The sequence below is a fragment of the Falsiruegeria litorea R37 genome (assembly GCF_900172225.1).
Taxonomy (GTDB): Bacteria; Pseudomonadota; Alphaproteobacteria; order Rhodobacterales; family Rhodobacteraceae; genus Falsiruegeria; species Falsiruegeria litorea.
This window is the reverse complement of sequence record NZ_FWFO01000001.1, coordinates 449,817-467,442: the sequence shown is the minus strand read 5'-3', so window position 1 is coordinate 467,442 and position 17,626 is coordinate 449,817. Positions and strand designations below refer to the sequence as shown.

At 56.3% G+C, this 17,626-nt stretch carries 18 protein-coding genes and 1 pseudogene; 7 read left to right on the top strand and 12 right to left on the bottom strand.

The features are described from left to right. Nucleotides 1-91: 91 nt before the first annotated feature. A complete protein-coding gene (locus TRL7639_RS02330; protein ID WP_085794192.1) occupies nucleotides 92-772 on the bottom strand; it encodes a DUF3299 domain-containing protein in 681 nt (226 codons plus the stop codon). Nucleotides 773-1,161: 389 nt separating this feature from the next. Here TRL7639_RS02330 and TRL7639_RS02325 point away from each other — a divergent pair, with 389 nt between their 5' ends. From TRL7639_RS02325 to TRL7639_RS02310, 3 genes are all read left to right on the top strand, one after another. Continuing rightward, entirely contained in the window at nucleotides 1,162-1,821 is a 660-nt protein-coding gene (locus TRL7639_RS02325; RefSeq protein ID WP_207559626.1) for an outer membrane protein, read from the top strand. Between the two features lie 95 nt (nucleotides 1,822-1,916). After that, on the top strand, nucleotides 1,917-2,567 hold the full coding sequence (locus TRL7639_RS02320) for a sulfotransferase family 2 domain-containing protein (protein WP_085794190.1): 651 nt from the start codon (nucleotides 1,917-1,919) through the stop codon (nucleotides 2,565-2,567). 165 nt (nucleotides 2,568-2,732) lie between these two features. Beyond that, complete coding sequence (locus TRL7639_RS02310; protein ID WP_165759728.1) at nucleotides 2,733-3,416, top strand: YrbL family protein; 684 nt, start codon at nucleotides 2,733-2,735, stop codon at nucleotides 3,414-3,416. Between the two features lie 241 nt (nucleotides 3,417-3,657). On the opposite strand, the gene TRL7639_RS02305 is transcribed toward TRL7639_RS02310, so the two are convergent. Then, on the bottom strand, nucleotides 3,658-5,433 hold the full coding sequence (locus TRL7639_RS02305; protein ID WP_085794187.1) for an amidohydrolase: 1,776 nt from the start codon (nucleotides 5,431-5,433) through the stop codon (nucleotides 3,658-3,660). Between the two features lie 102 nt (nucleotides 5,434-5,535). Here TRL7639_RS02305 and TRL7639_RS23430 point away from each other — a divergent pair, with 102 nt between their 5' ends. Further along, nucleotides 5,536-5,664 (top strand): hypothetical protein, encoded by a 129-nt coding sequence (locus TRL7639_RS23430; RefSeq protein WP_268875829.1) that lies wholly within the window; start codon nucleotides 5,536-5,538, stop codon nucleotides 5,662-5,664. A gap of 592 nt (nucleotides 5,665-6,256) precedes the next feature. Here the strand turns inward: TRL7639_RS23430 and TRL7639_RS02295 are convergent. The 7 genes and pseudogenes from TRL7639_RS02295 to TRL7639_RS02270 form a co-directional block, all read right to left on the bottom strand. Next, nucleotides 6,257-6,454 (bottom strand): helix-turn-helix transcriptional regulator, encoded by a 198-nt coding sequence (locus tag TRL7639_RS02295; protein WP_085794185.1) that lies wholly within the window; start codon nucleotides 6,452-6,454, stop codon nucleotides 6,257-6,259. A gap of 111 nt (nucleotides 6,455-6,565) precedes the next feature. Further along, on the bottom strand, nucleotides 6,566-7,177 hold the full coding sequence (locus TRL7639_RS02290) for a tyrosine-type recombinase/integrase (RefSeq protein ID WP_268875840.1): 612 nt from the start codon (nucleotides 7,175-7,177) through the stop codon (nucleotides 6,566-6,568). Next, nucleotides 7,126-7,449 carry a phage integrase central domain-containing protein gene (locus TRL7639_RS23530; protein ID WP_370808704.1) on the bottom strand — a complete coding sequence of 108 codons (324 nt, stop codon included), beginning with the start codon at nucleotides 7,447-7,449 and terminating at the stop codon, nucleotides 7,126-7,128. The genes TRL7639_RS02290 and TRL7639_RS23530 overlap by 52 nt, the downstream gene beginning before the upstream one ends. Then, nucleotides 7,416-7,844, bottom strand: coding sequence for an Arm DNA-binding domain-containing protein (locus TRL7639_RS02285; RefSeq protein WP_085794183.1), 429 nt, complete (start codon nucleotides 7,842-7,844; stop codon nucleotides 7,416-7,418). The genes TRL7639_RS23530 and TRL7639_RS02285 overlap by 34 nt, the downstream gene beginning before the upstream one ends. Nucleotides 7,845-8,012: 168 nt before the next feature. Further along, nucleotides 8,013-8,444, bottom strand: a pseudogene (locus TRL7639_RS23525) (hypothetical protein); the annotation flags it as partial. Nucleotides 8,445-8,667: 223 nt separating this feature from the next. Next, entirely contained in the window at nucleotides 8,668-9,369 is a 702-nt protein-coding gene (locus TRL7639_RS02275) for a maleate cis-trans isomerase family protein (RefSeq protein WP_085794182.1), read from the bottom strand. Continuing rightward, complete coding sequence (locus TRL7639_RS02270) at nucleotides 9,362-9,805, bottom strand: SRPBCC family protein (RefSeq protein WP_085794181.1); 444 nt, start codon at nucleotides 9,803-9,805, stop codon at nucleotides 9,362-9,364. Before TRL7639_RS02270 ends, TRL7639_RS02275 begins: the two co-directional genes overlap by 8 nt. A 76-nt stretch (nucleotides 9,806-9,881) precedes the next feature. Between TRL7639_RS02270 and TRL7639_RS02265 the strand changes: the two genes are divergently transcribed. Together TRL7639_RS02265 and TRL7639_RS02260 are read left to right on the top strand one after the other, a co-directional pair. After that, nucleotides 9,882-11,450 (top strand): trimethylamine methyltransferase family protein, encoded by a 1,569-nt coding sequence (locus TRL7639_RS02265; protein WP_085794180.1) that lies wholly within the window; start codon nucleotides 9,882-9,884, stop codon nucleotides 11,448-11,450. Next, on the top strand, nucleotides 11,447-13,867 hold the full coding sequence (locus tag TRL7639_RS02260; protein WP_085794179.1) for a GcvT family protein: 2,421 nt from the start codon (nucleotides 11,447-11,449) through the stop codon (nucleotides 13,865-13,867). Before TRL7639_RS02265 ends, TRL7639_RS02260 begins: the two co-directional genes overlap by 4 nt. Here the strand turns inward: TRL7639_RS02260 and TRL7639_RS02255 are convergent, their stop codons facing one another. Beyond that, nucleotides 13,868-14,650: a pyridoxine 5'-phosphate synthase gene (locus tag TRL7639_RS02255; protein ID WP_085794178.1), complete on the bottom strand. Its 783-nt coding sequence runs from the start codon at nucleotides 14,648-14,650 to the stop codon at nucleotides 13,868-13,870. 238 nt (nucleotides 14,651-14,888) lie between these two features. On the opposite strand from TRL7639_RS02255, the gene TRL7639_RS02250 reads away from it, so the two are divergent. Further along, nucleotides 14,889-15,275 carry a hypothetical protein gene (locus tag TRL7639_RS02250; protein WP_085794177.1) on the top strand — a complete coding sequence of 129 codons (387 nt, stop codon included), beginning with the start codon at nucleotides 14,889-14,891 and terminating at the stop codon, nucleotides 15,273-15,275. Between the two features lie 6 nt (nucleotides 15,276-15,281). Here the strand turns inward: TRL7639_RS02250 and TRL7639_RS02245 are convergent, their stop codons facing one another. Both TRL7639_RS02245 and TRL7639_RS02240 read right to left on the bottom strand, forming a co-directional pair. Beyond that, nucleotides 15,282-16,163, bottom strand: coding sequence for an amidohydrolase family protein (locus TRL7639_RS02245; protein WP_085794176.1), 882 nt, complete (start codon nucleotides 16,161-16,163; stop codon nucleotides 15,282-15,284). After that, a complete protein-coding gene (locus tag TRL7639_RS02240; protein ID WP_085794175.1) occupies nucleotides 16,160-17,617 on the bottom strand; it encodes a sulfatase family protein in 1,458 nt (485 codons plus the stop codon). The genes TRL7639_RS02245 and TRL7639_RS02240 overlap by 4 nt, the downstream gene beginning before the upstream one ends. Nucleotides 17,618-17,626: the final 9 nt, after the last annotated feature.

Here is a 17,626-nt window from a genome sequence, read left to right as displayed (position 1 = left end):
CTTTCGGACGCTAAGTTCTTGACGTTTGCTTGACGATGACGACCGTGATGCGGAAATCTTGGATGCTATGAAAGCAATTTTCTGGGACACCTTATTGCTTGTATTCTACGACCTCGGTGGCGTGCAGTGCATAGCCAACCTCAAACCCCGTTACACCGTCCGACAATCCCACGCTTTGTTGCGATTTTTCGATTGTCATTTTTCCTGTGACCCAAACCGGGATGAACAGGCCGTTCGCCTGAAAACTCACGTTGGACCGTACATGAACGATTTGATTGGCAGGTGGCGGTGGCGTGTGAATGCAGGCGCCGACATATGGCACAAGCAGAAACTCAACCACTTGATTGCCGTTGAATTCCAGTGGCAGCACATAACCTGGAATTTTGATCTCTAAACCGTCCCATTCCGCTCGCACCATCGAGCGCTGCGCCACGATCTTCGCCTGGAAATTTCGGTCTTTGTCAATCAACGCCTGCGCACCCAAACCCGCTGAAGCGAGTTCTTCATGGAGTTCCGCCACACGCTGACTAGCCTTGGCAGACAAATCGTTATCGTCTTCGCGATAACTCTCAAGAACCAACAACTCCTCCAGTGCTTTGCGTGATTCAAAGCCAAGGGCAAAATACGGATCGTCCTGCGGTTCGACTGGAATCGTGAGATCCCGCCACCCAATTTGTTGCTGGGCCAAGCTCAATTCAGGCAACAACATCAGAATGCCGATTGACACAAAGGCTATCATCTGGCGTTTAAACATCGCGCTTTGCAGTTTCATGGTTTTTCCAGGCAGCGGTCGGCAATCTGACAGCCAAAATTAAATAGAAAATTCTGCAACAAAGCAAGCGACCTTACGCGATTATCGCCGGTATTTTTTCATATTATCTTTTGGAAACAACCACACACGCACATAGGCTCCTCCGGGTCAAAAAATACCTTTTGTCCGGTGGTAGAGAAGCAGTCGCTGGTGGAGCACGGGTTCATGACGGCCGTTGAGTTGCGGCGCATAGAACATCAATGGGGTTTGACCTGGAATTACCAAACGAAGGCCGGGTGGTCGTTGGTTTCAGGTTCGACAATTTTCTTTCAATTCTCTACTTCCACCCTACAATTATGAGGGATTAGTCCGCAATCCAAACCGGGCAAAACACAGTGGAGTTCAACCTCTTGATAAACGCACTTCTTCGATCAGCATTGTTGATTGCTTTCGGTATCAGCGCTCAGGCTGCGAATGCACAATTTTTTGGCAATCACGGCTCAGGAACTGAGGCCAGTCTTTTTTCTGGCGCATATGCTGGTCTGGAGCTGGGATATGCATCCGCTAGCGGGACTACAGAATACCCTGTGCTTGCAGGTGGGACAGTAAGATCGCGATTTGAACCTGGCAATGGCCGGGGTTTTGGCGGCTTTGTTGGATACAATATCCGCAAGAACGACCTCGTCTATGGGGCTGAAATCCGGTATGTTAATCTAGTTCGACTGGCGGACCGAGATCCTGCAACTCCGGAAGACAGAGAGGTAATGGAATATGCCGATCTGCGGTTTAGGCTGGGTTATGTTAGAGGCAAAGTGTTGTTCTATGGCGCCGCGGGTTGGTCCTGGGCAAAGTTCCGAGTGCACCCTGGTAGCGTATTCACGCCTCGACCGAACCAAACTAATCTTTTCGGTCCAAGTGTTGGTCTGGGAATGGAATACAATCTTTCGGAACGTTGGTTGTTTGGAGCGGATTACACGATCCGGAAGCTCAACGGGAAGTTCGGCGAAGCGGCGTCGGAAACTGACCTTGATGTTGGGAGTCTGACCTTTCGTGTGGCTTACAGGTTCTAGCCTCTTGGTTCACAGCCACAACAGCTCTGTTCCTTTCTCGAATTAACTAAAAATCACCGTAAAGCGAAGTTGTATAATAGTCTTAAGGCGAAATTATGCCAATCTACAATGACATAAAAACCATATTTGTACACATACCCAAGAACGGCGGTTCAACTGCGACAACCCTGCTGAAGCGTGACCGCTTTTGGGGCCGCAAGTCACGTCAGATTGACCCTCGCGGAGAAGGGCGTGAAACTTTATCAGAGTTTCTCGAAGTGCTCGGAGGTGATGCTGTCGACTACTTCAGTTTCAGCTTTGTGCGAAATCCTTGGGACCGTTTCGTTTCGGCATATCATTATATCTGTCAGCGTAGACCACAGATTGAATCTGTGACATCTCACAAATCCTTTGAAGATTTTGTAGACGTGTTTGGAAAACACCCGGAAAGGTTCCTGAAGATACGGTACTTTCAACCTCAATGGGAATTCCTGGAAGTTGAAAAAAGTGACAAGCCCATTAGCTTCCTCGGTCGGTTTGAAAATTATGACGAAGACTTTTCTGCTGTCCTTAAGGAAATCGGCTTGGATCGAAAATTCTTTCGCCACAGAAAGAAAACACGAAGATCTGATTATAGGGAGTATTTCAACACAAATTCTAAATCCATGATAGCTGAAGTATACTCTCGAGATATCGAGCAGTTCTCCTACAACTTTGATTCTGGACAAAAACGGAAAAGAGCTTCATTTTTGAAGGCGACTTTATGAAATTGAAGTATCTCAGTGCTCCCAATTTTCTGAAGGAGCTGTCATCTGACTTGTCCCTGGACACCAAGGGAGCAGAGATCACTTCCATTTTACTAATGTGGGCCGAAATTTGGAATTCCACTGTAAGTCAAACGTCACGCCATTGCAATAAAATGAACATTTTCCTTGTTACCAACGGTTTCCGAGATGCTTGATTTAACAAACATGCAGGTTTTGAAAATTAGCCGAAACCACAAAATATTCGACCACCCAGATCGGTTGGGTATGTTACTGAAGGTTCGACGAGACACACCAAAAAAGAAGTTTTTCAGAAGACCTGCGGAAATACGTTTCGGAAATCTACGACAATGGAACCGGGAGGCCGCAGAGTACCTTTCCGCCATGAACCGCGGCTGCGTAGAGATCAAACGCCTCGCAGGTTTTTTTGGGTTTGCGATGACGACGGAAGGACCTGCACTTGTCGTTGAGAAACTGACCGGACCAGATGGGCGGCTTGCGCCAACTGCTCACAGTATTTTGAAAGGGTTGAAGCCAGACGCCCCCCAGAGACGTGAACTTCAGAGGGAGTTGCATGAGCTTCTGAGCGACCTGGAGAAAGCAAAGATTATCTTTGGAGATTTCAGTCTGGAGAACATCGTCCGTGCTGATGAGCGCGGCGGTAGATTGGTTGTTGTTGACGGTATCGGAGAGCGAACTCTTTTTCCTATAACTAGGTTCAATTTCACCGCTTTTAGGGCGTCGTTTTCGAGACGAAGAAAATTGATCGATAGAAATTTTGAACTCCTCAATACGGAAGACGGAAAAATTACACGCTATCGTTCAAAGCTGAGAGCATCGGATGCTAAGTAGCAACAAATGGTCAGGTCCACCCTGCCGTAGACTAAGTGGAGCATGCCAAGCACGCGCAGCAAGTAAGGCACAAATTGTGAAAACCTCGTCGTGCTGGTCTACTGAACCGCTTTACTCGTTATGACTGATAACGAATGGAAGTGGGTTCTGGACCACGCTGCCACGCTTCGTGCTGACAACTTGGGGGCCGACTAAATTGCCACCCCCTTTTGCCACAAGTCAACTTTTCCGCGTTCCCTGCCTACAGCCCATCACGATGGGTAAACGTACCATTCATGATTGTGCCAACAACTTTGATGTCAGCAATATCACGTGGCGCAGTTTTTGTTATGTCCTGCTCCAATACGACCAGATCGGCATATTTACCAACCTCAAGGCTTCCAATCTTGTCCTGCATATTCTGCTGCATGGCTGGAAAAAGTGTTACCGCCTTCAAAGCCTGGTCTAGAGCCGCCGGTTTGCGCGATAGTGGAAACGGTTGCGAATTCTCGTTATGCGGATCTTGCAACGTCATGACTATTTCGACGTTGTAAAGCGGGGCCAGCATATTGATGGGTGACGACGGCAAGTCAGACGCAATCGAAACATTGTGCCCAATAGCCATGAGCGATGAGTAACGCGCATACTGGGCTTCGACCCGAGCGCGCCCCAGAACTTTGAGGGCCGTATCGGCTTCACCATCCCAGTCAGATTGGAAAGCAGGCGTCGTATTGACCATGATACCGTTCTCGATCACCCGCTTGTGCTCGCGGTCGCCGACGGTGAAGTAGTGATGCAACAGATTGTTTGGCACATCAAAACCCGCCTCCTTTGAAGCCAAGATCGCATCGACGGCATTGCGCACGGTTTGGGAACCGTCCACATGAGTTCCCACCGGCAATCCCGCAGCGTTGGCCAAAAGGTAAACGGCCATGATGCTTCCGCCCTCAATAGCCGCCGCGCCTCTGGTGTTCGTTCCCTCATAGTTTTCAAGCTGCCAAGATGTCATCGACCCCCAATTGCCTTCTGGGTGAATCTTGATGCCCCAAATTCTCAACATGTCACTGTTGTATTTCTCTTTCAGCGCCAACGTATGTGCGACGACATCGTCTGCCTTGCCATTTGGATCTTTGAAGCCCGTTGCGACAAAGGTTCTGACGGAAAGGTCGCCTGTTTCCTCGAGGCCGTGTAAGTAATCCAAGACAAGTTGCTCGTCCCCTTTTAGCAACTCCGCGTCGGTCACCGTCGGCATAGCCATCATGGGAATGTGAACTGATGTCATACCGAGTTTGACGGCTTCCCCATAGTTGACCTGCTGGAACTGGGCAATATCTTCTGCCGGATTCCAAGCACCAGCCTTCTGGTAAGCGCTGGCCCATTGGAATTCGATCCCCACTCCGGAAAGATCACCGGCATCGGTCCTTTGCCAGTACATCACGCCGGGAACCTGATCGGCGTCATCCTCGGGAACCTCACCAACTTCAAACGCTTTGGAGTTCATCCAGATGTCGTGAATTGTATAATCGAGGATAAATGCCGGACGGTCAGAAACAGCCTCGTCAAGTTCCTCTTTGGTCGGCCATCGGCCAAAATTGTTACGGTTGAAACCATATCCCAGTATCACCTGTTCATCTGGATTGGCCTCGGAGTATTCCCTGACGGCCGCCACCGCTTCTTCTATGGTCTCAATCCCGAACAGGCTGACGCCACGAGAGTTCCAACCGGATGCGATTAAATGATCGTGCCCGCTGACGAATCCGGGCAGCAAAGTATCACCGTCAAGATCGAAAACTTCAGTGTTATCGCCGATCACCGCCTGCACATCAGCAGCGGACCCTACAAAAGTGATTTTGTTTCCCGTGACGGCGACAGCTTCGGCTGTAGGTTGGGCATCGTTCATCGTCAGAACCGATGCGTTGGTAAAAACCATGTCGGCCGTTTGCGATAGGACAGGCGACGCTAAGAAGATAACGCTCAAAAATGTGGCCGTTGAATTTGCGGAGCTTTTCATTGTTAACCCTGTATCAATTTTTGACATTCGAACCGTGATCTTCAAGAATTATGATAGAATGATTTGAACCAATAACAAGTTCGAAAAATTGCACTCGACCATGACTACATAGCCTCGGCAGAGCTGCCATTGCCGCAAAGTACAGCGAAGGTCCGCAATCCGCCCGAGGTGCTGGAATGGCACGTCTGCATTGGGCTGGAAACGGTCACCAATCGCATCTCGCACGGACGGCGGCTCTGGTTCGAAAGCGCCAGTTGAATGTTAAAAGTCGAGCGGCAGTTTTGTCCGCAGAATGTGAGGTCGAGCGACCTCTGGTTTCGCGCTCGCAACGAATGTCGGCAATGCGGGGTGCGACCGCAGCATCCAAGCTCCTTGCGGACGGCAGGTTTGGGCCGAACTTTCGATTGAAGTTTTTAATTTCTACTGTTGTTCTTATCACTGGACCAACCTCATCTTTCTGGAGCGCTGAATGACTGTTCAAAAGAGTGCCGACTGGATCGCCTTCGCTGCGGCGGTCAGCCGCCAACATGACGCCCGAAGGCCGTGAGCTTCTGGACCGTCCCGGCGGTGTTCTCTGGACTTGGCAGTTCGGTGAAAAGAGACTCGCATGGGCGGATCGAAAAGCAATCGGGGTTCCCGTTGATTTGCTGATCGGCCAAACCTTGACCGAGCTGGAGGCAGCCCAATGACCGATGCAACACCCCCAAAACCCACCCGTGTCCACGCCTGACCAGCCCAGCGCCTACGCCGTGGCAGACGCCCGCGCCGGGCCTGTGAGCACCCCGCCATACGAGGAAACCGAGTCGAATGTGATCCGCGTGGACTTCAAAAACCGACGTCGCCTTTCAGGTCAGGCGGCGACATCCAAGGGTGGGATTTCAGGTTCGCCCATGGCTGGCAGACTCGCCAGCGACCAGCGGACAATTCGGCCAAGGCGGATAGGTTCGGGCAGATCGCCACGTTCAACCACCCGCCAGACAGTTCGGCGGCTGACATTCAAATGATCCGCAACATCGGCGGCACTTAGACTGGGCGCAGTCTGACTCATTTAGCATTCCCTCACGATCCCTTTCAGTATGTGGGCGTGCTGCCCTTGCCCGCAGGATTGCGGGGTTTCATCATCAAAACTGGCGTGAAGGGCGAAGGAGGGAAACCTTTTTTATCCGCTGCGCCTAAAGGTATCCAGCGACACGATGTCGGGATCATCCGTCTCGCCGGTGTCACCTCCGCAATTGCTGTCGGTCAAATGCTGCCCCCAGCGTTGCATGACCGGGCGGCGCAATTCCAAGATGTCGCTGCGCATGTAGCGTGCCTCGACCGACGTGCTGTTGATCTCGTGCTGTAGGCAGGTCTCAGCTACGTCGCTACTCACAACCTGATCTTGCATCCACGTCCTGAACGTGGCCCGCAGGCCGTGGACAGTGGCTTCGGGGTCGCCGGTCGCCTTCTTAAACTGCGTCAGCAGCGCCATGTCGGTTAGTGGTCTATCCCGGCCATCCTTGCCGCGCTGCGGGAAGGGAAACACCAGTTCCACCCCCACATCCTCAATCGAATCCAACAGCGACACGGCGGCGTCGGACAGCGGGAAACGGAACTCCACGGCCCTATCCAATGTGGCCTTCATATTCTCCGCTGCGACAATCGCCATCGGCCCGTCATCGTGATCCAGATACAGGTCGAACCACCGCAGGGTACGGACAGATTCAGATCGCAGGCCGCTCAACATGGCAAGCTGACAAGCTCGCGCGGACATAGCCTCGCGCTCCGCCAGAGCCGCATAGACCGCCGGGGCGTCCTGCCACGGCCCGCCTTATGACTCTTCACCTTGTCCACCTGTTTGCCCAGCGCAGGCGCGGCCAGTTCGACGGGGTTTGCCATGGCGTAGAGATCGCGGGCGGTCGCATATTTGAACAAGCGACTCATTTGCTGTTTTGTCCGGCGCGCGGTCTCGGGTTTCACGTGCCAGATGGGCAACAAGCACTTCAGAACATCGGTCTTGTTCAGATCACCTATAGGCTTGTCAAAGATCGGCGCGCAATCCACTTCGATATTCCGCCACCACCTGTTCCGGTGCTTGTCGGATTTCCAAATCGCCTGATTTTCCCAAAGGACATCCGCGCCACCTGACCGAACGTGGTGGCCTCGTGCGCTTCCTCCGCTTTGTCCTCACGGCGCTGGGCGGCGGGGTCAACATCCTCGGCCAACATCGCCTTGGCCACCAGCGCAGCAGCACGAGCGGCAGCCAGTGTGACCCCCGGCATTGAGCCGAGCCTCATTTTCTTGCGCTTGCCGCCGTGTGAATACCGCAGCGTCCAATTCTTCGCTCCGCCGGGGCTAACCCGCAGGTAAAGTGACTCCCCGAACCGCAGGTCCTCGGTCTTCGCGACCGTGACCAATTCCGCGCCCCGCTGTGTCTTTCGGTAACTCACTTCCGCCATGTCGGTTCTCCGTTAGGGTACCATTTAGGGTACCATTTTGGTACCCTGCCTGAATATCGCCGCACCATGGCGATGCAAAGGGTTTCCGATTTTTTATTATATTTTTCAGAATCTTAGAGGCGAGATTTGTCACCGAATGACACCTTCTGACGCCCTAGATTTGCGGACCTAGGCTCCACCAAAATACCTTCTATACAAGCAGACAGATGACCACCCAGAGCGCGTGCAGTGATCTATGTCGTTGCGACCTGCGCCCTGGGAATGACTACACAGGCGCAGCAAACGGTCCCTCGGACCGATGTGATCGGTGCTCCTATCTTCCTTTTCCAGTTGTTCCGTCCCGGCATCTGGTGGACCGGATTTGGGAGGCTTCAATCTGGCTCTGACGTCCAGATTTTGCAGATGTGTGCGAAGCTGGTCGTGGTTATCATAGTGATCTCGTTTAACGGTCGCGTCCTTGATGGTGCGGTTCATGTGTCCACCCCGGCAGCCCCTCGGGAAAACAGCCCCCGGGACTGTTTTCTGATCCTCAGAACTCCACGGATGGTTTGGCTTGCTCAGCCGATGCTCGATGCCGTTGGCCTCGCAGATCATGTCGAAACGCATGGGCCGGAAATAGATTGTGTTGCAATTGGTCTTTTCCTCCAGTTGCGCAACGGCAAAAGGAGCTACGACTTGCGTCCCACTAAAGCGTTTGTCGAAACATTATCAAACCAGACGCATAGTGAATTTATTGCTTGTCGAACCTCTCGCTGCTCGAATGCCGATTACCCAAGGAGTCAACTGGTCATGACTGACTTCTTTGCAGTACTGACAATCGCTGTCACATGGACAATAGCATACCATATCCGCTGACCGCGACGTTCACATCGATTGCCCGCAGAGTCTGCCAATAGACAGCCGCATTGCATGCCACCACTGGCTTGCCATGTGTATCTTCAAGCTCGTCGATCAGAGCAACAACAGGCAAGGCTGTTCCAACTTGCAAAATCGCGTCGCAGTCAGACCCAGCAACACGCGCGAACACCGCGCGTATGTCGTCAAGCGGCGTTTCACATATCTCTGGTAACGAGGGCGCGCAGGTGCCTTCGATCGAGACGACCTCGAACCCGGCCTCTTCGGTATTTGCCTTCACATGTTGGTCGATCTCGGCATTGAATGGAGTCACCACTGCAACCCGCTTTGCCCCCAACGCACGCAGTGCAGCATGGTCTGCGGCAGAAGCGTTCAACACGGGCACGCCGACGACGTCCTCAAGCTCGGCACAGCGGCGCGCCAATCGCTCGACCCCGCCAGGGCCCGCGTCGGTTGTCAGCCCGATGCACAAGGCCGCCGGATTGCAATCCATCAGCTTTTTCGCTTCGTCGATCAGATCATCGGATACGGCATCACCGCCCAGGCGAAAGCGTTGCATCTGGTTGGTCACACCCGCGGGGCGCAACAGCTCCAACTCGGGCTGCACAACGGTGTTCATCGCAGGTGTCATCACGCCGACGATGGCGCGAGGGGCAAGAGTATCAACCATTATCGCCTCCGGTCAGATAGTCATTCAGGCCGGTCATCCCGTTGACATAGATCTGATCGCCCACAATCGTCTCCATGTCCTGCTCAAGATCCTGAGCGCAGGAAAACCGGCTCTCCCAGATACCCAACGTCTGGTTGGTATGTGTGATCGGCACGAACCGGTGCGTCGAGACATAGTTCTGAACCGGCAACGGGCAGTCGACGATGTCATAGGTATAGAACCGCTGCGCGTCCGACAGTTCCAACAGGGTTTCACGGAAAACAGCTCCATCCACGATGTCCAGATGCCGGATGCTGCCCACCGACGTCGCTGTCCCGGTTTCCATCCGGGCCGCGACCACGCCTGGGTTCCATGCGGCCACGCTATCAAACGCGCGAACGGCGGACCAGACCGCCTCAATCGGCGCATTCAGGATCATGCTTCGGTAAACGTGCATCGTCGACTGCTCCCTGTGTTTGACCCGATGTTAGGTCCTGGCCTCTTGTCTCGGGCCTGCAAAAACCGACTTCATCATGTCGTTTTCTCGAAAGCAATCGTCTTATTCAGCGCGTTGCCTGAGACGAAGCGCAGAGACGGAGAAGGCAGTGGCACGGCGGGCAAGAGAAAAACAAGCGCCTCAGGGCATTCGCGTGACACTTCCCCCGCAAGGCGGGACCTTTCGCCCGTTGGGCCCGCGGCGCCTGGAGCAAATCACCCAGGCAGCCTTTGATATACTTGAAAAAATCGGCATGGCGGATTGCCCCGATGACGTCGCAGCGCTGGCCATCGAACAGGGGGCACGGCGTCGGGGAGACGGACGGCTGTGCTTTCCCAAGGGAATGATCGAAGGCGCGCTGGATCGCGCCATGAAGCAGGTCAACTTGCCGGGGTACGTCGAGGATTTTGGTCTGAACATCGGCGGAGGCCATGTCCATATCGGCACTGGCGGCGCCGCCGTCGAAGTCCCTGATGATGCGGGTGGCTTTCGCCCCGCGCTACTGGCCGATCTCTATCAGTTGATGCAGATCGTGGGCCGCGCCGAGAACATCCATTACGGCGTGCGACCCATCGTGGCACGCGACATGGAGACGCCCTGGGATCTGGACGCAAACACCGCCTTTGCCTGCCTCAAGGGCTGCCCGAAACCCATCGGGATAAGCTTTGATACCGCGCAACACGTACCGCGTATCACCCAGATGTTCGACCTCGCCTTGGGCGGCGAAGGCCGGTTCCGCCAGCAACCCTTTTGCATGGGGATCATCGTGCATGCGGTCTCGCCCTTACGGTTTGCCCCCGAAGGCGTCGAGATCATGAAGGCCGCGATCCAGGCCGGAATGCCGCTGCAGATCTGCACCGCTGCACAGGCCGGCGCGACCAGCCCAGTGACACTGGCAGGTGCTTTGGCGCAAGGGCTGGCGGAGTCGCTCGCCGGATTGATCATCGCCAACGTCCTGAGCCCCGGCTTCCCAACAATCCTGGCCTTCATGCCCTTCATCAGCGATTTGCGCACGGGTGCCATGACCGGCGGCAGTGGCGAGGCCGCCGTGGCCAACGCCGCCGCAGCGCAACTGTTGCTGAACCTCGACATTCCGTCGACCGTTTCAGCCGGCATGACGGACGCCAAAGAGCCAGACGCGCAGGCAGGCTATGAAAAGGGCTATACCGTCGCCTTGGCCGCACAGGCCGGAGCGGACATGATCAACCTGAGCGTCGGCATGCTGGGTTCGCTCATGGTTGCCTCGCCCGAGGCGCTGGTCATCGACGATGACATGTGCGCTGCCATTCTGCGGTCCGTGCGCGGGGTCGAACTGACCGACGACGCACTAGACCTTGAGATGATCGAGGCCGTTGCCAGTGGTCCGGGTCACTATCTGGGCGAGGCACAGACCCTGGCCCGGATGCGAACCGAATACGTTTATCCAACTCTTGCCGATCGCCAAAGCGTGCAAGAGTGGCAGGATGCCGGACGCCCGTCGCTCATCGACCGGGCACAAGAGCGCGTGCGTGCGCTGACCGCGCAGCCGCCGACACACTTGCCCAAGGATCGCGAAGCCGCAATTCGCGCGGCTTTTGACATCAAACTACCCAAGGATCTGTCATGAACACTCACAAGCGCGTTGTTGTCATCGGTGGGGGCGCCGTCGGGTGTTCGATCCTGTATCACCTGGCCTTGGCCGGGGTGACGGACACCCTGCTGCTGGAGCGGGACGAGTTGACCAGTGGCTCGACCTGGCACGCGGCGGGCAACATCCCCACCTATGCTACCTCGTGGCTGGGGATGCGGGCCGGGAACTATGGCTGGCAGTTGTACAAAGACCTGGGCGACACCGTCGACAGCCCGATCACCTATCGCCACACTGGCGCCTTTTGGCCCGCCCACACCAAGGAACGGATGGAACTGTTCGGCCATCTCGAAGGGATCGCCAGCAGCGCAGGCTTTGACCTGCATCGGCTGAGCCCTGCGGAAATGGACGCGATGCATCCGTTCTGGTCGCCCGATGGCACCGTCCTGGGCGGGATCATGGATCCCTATGAGGGCGACATAGATCCCAGCCAGCTGACTCAGGCGCTGGCCAAGGGGGCACGGGATCAGGGTGCGCAAATCAAGCGGTTCTCGCCTGTCACCGGCATCGCCCGCACAGCCAGCGGAGAGTGGGAGGTCTCGACCGCCAATGAGACGATCACCGCCGAGATCGTCATCAACGCAGGCGGGTTCTACGGCGCCAAAATCGCAGCAATGGCCGGGCTTTACGCGCCAGTCATTACGCTGGAACACCAATATCTGGTGACCGAGCCTCTGGCGGAACTCGATGCGCATCCCGACCTTTTTCCTTTGGTGCGTGATCCCGACATTCGGTTCTATCTCAGACGCGAGCGCAATGCCTTTCTGCTTGGCTCCTACGCCCATGCCGGGCGCCCTGCTTGGCCCAAAGATGGCCCCCCGGATGATTTTGCCCACCAGCTGTTCCCAGACAGCGTTGAGGACATCCTGGAGGTGCTCGAGGATACCATCGTGCACGTCCCCCTACTGGCCGAGGCCGGAGCGCAGCGGTTCGTCAACGGCCCCATCGCCTATGCCCCGGATGCCCTACCCTTGGTTGGACCAGCAGCGGGTGCGCCGAATTTCTACCATGCCACAGGCGTGCAGGTGGGCATCACCCATTCGGCCGCCATCGGCAAGGCAATGGCCGAATGGATCACCCAAGGGGAAACCGAATGGGATCTGTCTGCATGGGATCCGCGCCGCTTTGGCGATTGGGCAACGCCCGACTATGCACATGCCCGCGCGTCCGAGCATTACGACTTGCAATACGCCATCCCCTATCCGCACCGGAACATGCAATCGGGCCGCCCGCTGCAACGCACGCCGCTATACGACCGGCTCAAGGCATCCGGCGCGGTGATGGGCCAGATCGGCGGTTGGGAACGGGCCTTTTGGTTTGAAACCCCCAAGAACCCAGACACACGCGAACTGAGCTTTCATGAAGAGCCCTGGCATGCCGCCGTGCGCGGCGAGATCGAAACCGTGGCCCGGTCCGTTGGGGTCATGGATCACGGTGGCTTTACCAAATTCACCGTCGAAGGCCCCGGGGCTGCGGATTATCTCGACCGCGTCTTCTGCGGCACCCTGCCCAAACCGGGGCGCATCAAGCTGAGCTACATGCTGACCCCAAACGGGCGCATCTATTCCGAGGCCACGATCGCCCGCTTGTCCGAGGATCGCTTTGTCCTGTGTGGCCCGACCCTGGCAAGCTTGCGAGATTTCGACTGGCTGTCTGCGCAGCTGCCCGATACAGGCGTCACGCTGTCGATGGGTCACGAAAAAGACGGCGCCTTGATGGTGATGGGCCCAAAATCGCGCGAGCTGCTGGCGGGGTTGACCTCTGCAGATCTGTCCGCAAGCGCGGCGCCTTGGATGTCAGTTGCCGAATGCAAGATTGCCGGTGTCGACGTGATTGCCATGCGCGTGTCTTATGTTGGGGAACTGGGTTGGGAACTGCACGCGAGCAGCGCCGACCTGCCCACGCTGTACAATGCGATCATGGAGCGTGGAACGAACTACGATATCGGTCAATTCGGATCTTACGCGCTGAACTCGATGCGCATCGAAAAGGGCTATCACGGCTGGGGTGCGGACTTCGGAACCGAATACACCCTCTTTGATGCCGGATTGCAGGGGTTTGCAAAGGCTGACAAGGGAACGTTTCAGGGGCAGGCAGCCTTCGCCCAGCAAAGCAAAGCCCCGGCAGATTGGGAGTGGGTCGGGATCGAGGTGACCGAGGCATCCCCCGAGCCGCTGGCCTCGGAATCCATCATCAAAGACGGCAAGGTCATTGGCTATGTCACCTCGGGCACCCACGGTATCCGCACCGGCAAGACCCTAGTATTGGGCTATGTCGAACGTGGAACCCTGGCGATGAACGAAGGCTGCCAAGTACGCATCTTGGGCCAAGATCACGCAGCCGCCCGACACAATCCAGCGCAATTTGACCCACAGAACCTGCGTTTGAAGCAGTAACTAGGACAGGACTTGCAGATATCGGCGCACCGCCTCGGGGAAACCCATGATCAAGGCATCAGCCGTGATACCATGCCCGATCGAAACCTCGGCCAGGTCGGGCAAAACGGCTTTGAGTGCAGGAAAGTTCGCAAGCGTCAGGTCATGGCCTGCATTCATCGTCAGACCCGGCGTGTCGGGTCGGGCGTTGTGGCACGCGTGGCGGGCGGCTTGAGCAGCATCTGAAAAACGCTCCAACTCAGCCCGGTGTTGCCCCCCTTCGAATAGGGCCGCGTAGGGCCCTGTGTAAAACTCGACCCGGTCCGCGCCGACCTCGGCCGCTGCAAGAACGGATGATGCGTCCACATCAACAAACAACGACACCCGTTGGCCATTTCTGCGCAAAGCGTCGATAGATCCTTGCAACAGATCCAGGTTCTGCGCCACGTTCCAGCCGTGGTCAGATGTGGACTGCCCTGGCGCGTCCGGTACCAAAGTGACCTGATGGGCCTTACTGGCCATCGCCAAATCCAGAAACTCGGGCGTGGGGTAGCCTTCGACGTTGAACTCGGCCCCGGGATAGTCTGCCGCAATCAGCGCCGACAAGTCGTGCACATCGCTAAAGCGAATGTGGCGTTGATCCGGGCGCGGATGAACAGTTATCCCATGCGCTCCCGCATCCAGTACAAGGCGCGCCATCTCAATCACACTGGGCCAGGGCATGTCGCGACGGTTTCGCAGAAATGCGACGGCGTTCAGGTTGACCGAAAGTTTGGTGGCGGTCGCAGCACTCTGGTTTGACATCGGATGGCCCCTCGCATGATCCGTTCAACCCCGCCATAGCAACCAGATTGACCACCCTGAACATCCAATTTCGGGGAAATGTACCGGACCAATTTCATCAAGTTTCAGCATCATATTTTCTTATCGAACGCATATTTAGATAATATTCACCCAATCCCCCGCACCTCGCTAAAATACCCCAACACCTTGGGACAGCCCGTCCGAAGCCCACCCACCGGTTCGACTTTGGGAAGATAAAATGAGCAATTCAGCCATCCAGGCCGCCCTGAACACGATGCAAGCGCATGTTGAAGCATTGAACGCTCGCGACCCGCAGGCGATCGCGAAGACACTGCATTTCCCGCATTACCGGCTTTCCGGAACCGAAGTGAAGGTCTGGGAAACGCCGGACAGCTACATGGATGACTTCCACCGCCGCGCAGGCGACGATTGGGGCCACACCGAATGGGGGCATTTGCGGCCCGTTCAGGTCAGCGCCGACAAGGTGCATCTGGATGTCGAGGTAAAGCGTTTCAACACGGCCGGAGATCCGCTGGTCAGCTTTATCTCTCTATGGGCGATCACCCAAGTCGACGGCATTTGGGCCGCAAAACTGCGTTCTTCTTTTGCCAAGGATCTGAGCTAAACCGAGTCAAAACCCGTATAGCCGCGCCGGATTGTCCACCAAAATGGCGTCGCGCGTGGCCTGATCCGGGGCCCACTCAAGCAACTCGGACAAAAGGGCCCCATCGTCGGGCATTGCCACAGGAATATGTGGATGCGGCCAATCGGTGCCGAACACCACGTGATTGGGGTTGGCCGCGACCAAGGCCTGCGCAATCGGCACAACATCTTGATAGGGCGTCTGGTACATCCCTGTGAACCGGTAAGCACCTGACAGTTTTGCCCAGGCCTTGCCCTCGCCCATCAATCTCAGCAGATCCCGGAACCCCGGATCATTGATGCCCTTATCGGCGGGGAAATGCCCCATGTGGTCAAACACCGTCTGCACGGGCAAGTTGGAAAAGACATGATGCACATTGGTGAAGGTCGAGACATCCAGCAGCACTTGCAAATGCCAGTCCAGAGGCGCGATTTTGTCGGCGATCCGCCGAACATCCTGCATTGCCTTGTCTCCGCTGAAGAGCAGGTTGCAACGCACCCCACGCGCCCCTTGTTGATGATAGCTTTGCAGCTGATCCAGGGCGATCGAACCATCGACGACAACCACCGCCCGGAACTTGTCCGGATCGCTGGCCGTGGCCTCGAGCGTGGCCCGGTTGTCGGTACCATAGACACTGGGTTGCACGATCACGCCGCGTTGAAAACCAAGCGTATCCAGCAAATGCGTGTAGTCCGCCAATGACGCCTCGGGCGGGGTATAGAGCCGGTCCGGGACCATCGGAAATTGATCCAACGGCCCAAACACATGCGCATGACAGTCACAGGCCAGGAGAGGCGGCGTGAAGGTGGCCGGACGAGATGCGAAAACAGGGCCCGCACAATTCGGGATCTGCCGCTCAGCGGAGGTCATTGGTTCACGCCCGAAGCCGCAAAATCGGCCTTCGCCCCAGGGGCCGGAGTCGCACCAAATCCACCACGTTCCAGCACGGCCTCGACCCCGCCGTTTGCGTCGACAATCGAGGCCTGATCGGCTTTGGCCTGACGATCCACTGCTTCGGGGTCACACACCTTGAGCAGTTCGGCATGTAGGTCTTCGAGCACTGCCTGGTGCTCGGGCGAAGTGCCCAGATCGTTCACTTCGGCCAGATCAGCCTCCAGATCAAAGAGCTGCGGTGTCATCCCGACGTAGTAGATGTATTTCCACTTGCCTTTTCGGATCATGAATGCGCCCGAGGCTGCGCCCGCCGCATGATATTCCGAGAAGACAGCACGCTGATTGCAATCGGATTCTGCCGCGATCTGCAACAGCGATCGCCCCGGCAACTCGGGATCTTCCGCTTGCAAGCCCGCCGCCTCAAGCACGGTGGGAAACACATCGGCCAAAGACGTCGGCGTCTTGCACACGTGGTCTTGTGGCACATCCGGTCCAGCCATGATCATCGGCACGGCGGCGGCCTCTTCATACATGTTGGATTTGCCCCACATACCGCGTTCGCCCATGTTGTCGCCATGGTCGCTGACATAGATGATCCGGGTATTTTCGGTCAGGCCGGCGGCCTCTACCGCGTCCAGAATCTTGCCCACATTGGCGTCCATGAAGCTGACCAAACCGAAATAGCCGGTCAATGCGGCCTGCGTGCGTTCATCAGTGAAGTTGTCATAAACAAAGCAGTGACGCAGCGCCTTGAGCCAAGGGTGATCATCCTCGCGCGCGGGTTTCGACGGCCAGAGGTCCATGTCCTTGTACATGTCATAGAACGCTTGCGGTGCGGTCAGCGGGAAATGCGGCGCCACCATCGAGATGAAGACGGTCCAAGGCTTGTCCGGGGTCTCTTCGAGACCACGCTTGGTAAGCCATTCGATGGCAGCTTCGGTGATGTTGCGGTCATAGGCGGTATAAGCTGTCTCACCGGGGCCCGCGCTGTCGGCCAGATCGCGCGCCTTCCAGCGGCGTGGCATCGGCTCGCGCACGCAGCCCAGAACATCCCCCACCCCGTTCACCAGATGCATCGGAATCTGTTGGAAATCCAGGCCCACCGGGTCGGTTTCGTTGCGATAATGCAGCTTGCCAATCGAACCCACCGGATTGCCGTTGTCCTGCAGGTAGTGCCCCCAGGACTTAGGCGCACCCGTATAGGGCGTGGCGTTATCCCAATGGCCGGTTTGGTGGCCGTATTTTCCGGTGGCAAAGCTGGCGCGTGCGGGCACACAAATGGGTGAATTGGTATAGGCTGCATCAAAGCGGGTGCCACGCGCGGCCAGGCGATCGAGGTTCGGGGTTCGCACAAAAGGGTGTCCGGCACAGCCCATGATCCGGGATGCGTGTTCATCCGACATCAAAACAATTGTATTTGCAGGCTTCATGCCGTCCCT

Coding starts and splice junctions, on each gene's coding strand:
- TRL7639_RS02330 (WP_085794192.1), bottom strand. CDS start 772: ATGAAACTGCAAAGCGCGATGTTTAAACGCCAGATGATAGCCTTTGTG.
- TRL7639_RS02320 (WP_085794190.1), top strand. CDS start 1,917: ATGCCAATCTACAATGACATAAAAACCATATTTGTACACATACCCAAG.
- TRL7639_RS02305 (WP_085794187.1), bottom strand. CDS start 5,433: ATGTCAAAAATTGATACAGGGTTAACAATGAAAAGCTCCGCAAATTCA.
- TRL7639_RS02295 (WP_085794185.1), bottom strand. CDS start 6,454: ATGAGTCAGACTGCGCCCAGTCTAAGTGCCGCCGATGTTGCGGATCAT.
- TRL7639_RS02285 (WP_085794183.1), bottom strand. CDS start 7,844: ATGGCGGAAGTGAGTTACCGAAAGACACAGCGGGGCGCGGAATTGGTC.
- TRL7639_RS02275 (WP_085794182.1), bottom strand. CDS start 9,369: ATGGTTGATACTCTTGCCCCTCGCGCCATCGTCGGCGTGATGACACCT.
- TRL7639_RS02270 (WP_085794181.1), bottom strand. CDS start 9,805: ATGCACGTTTACCGAAGCATGATCCTGAATGCGCCGATTGAGGCGGTC.
- TRL7639_RS02265 (WP_085794180.1), top strand. CDS start 9,882: ATGTCGTTTTCTCGAAAGCAATCGTCTTATTCAGCGCGTTGCCTGAGA.
- TRL7639_RS02260 (WP_085794179.1), top strand. CDS start 11,447: ATGAACACTCACAAGCGCGTTGTTGTCATCGGTGGGGGCGCCGTCGGG.
- TRL7639_RS02255 (WP_085794178.1), bottom strand. CDS start 14,650: ATGTCAAACCAGAGTGCTGCGACCGCCACCAAACTTTCGGTCAACCTG.
- TRL7639_RS02250 (WP_085794177.1), top strand. CDS start 14,889: ATGAGCAATTCAGCCATCCAGGCCGCCCTGAACACGATGCAAGCGCAT.
- TRL7639_RS02245 (WP_085794176.1), bottom strand. CDS start 16,163: ATGACCTCCGCTGAGCGGCAGATCCCGAATTGTGCGGGCCCTGTTTTC.
- TRL7639_RS02240 (WP_085794175.1), bottom strand. CDS start 17,617: ATGAAGCCTGCAAATACAATTGTTTTGATGTCGGATGAACACGCATCC.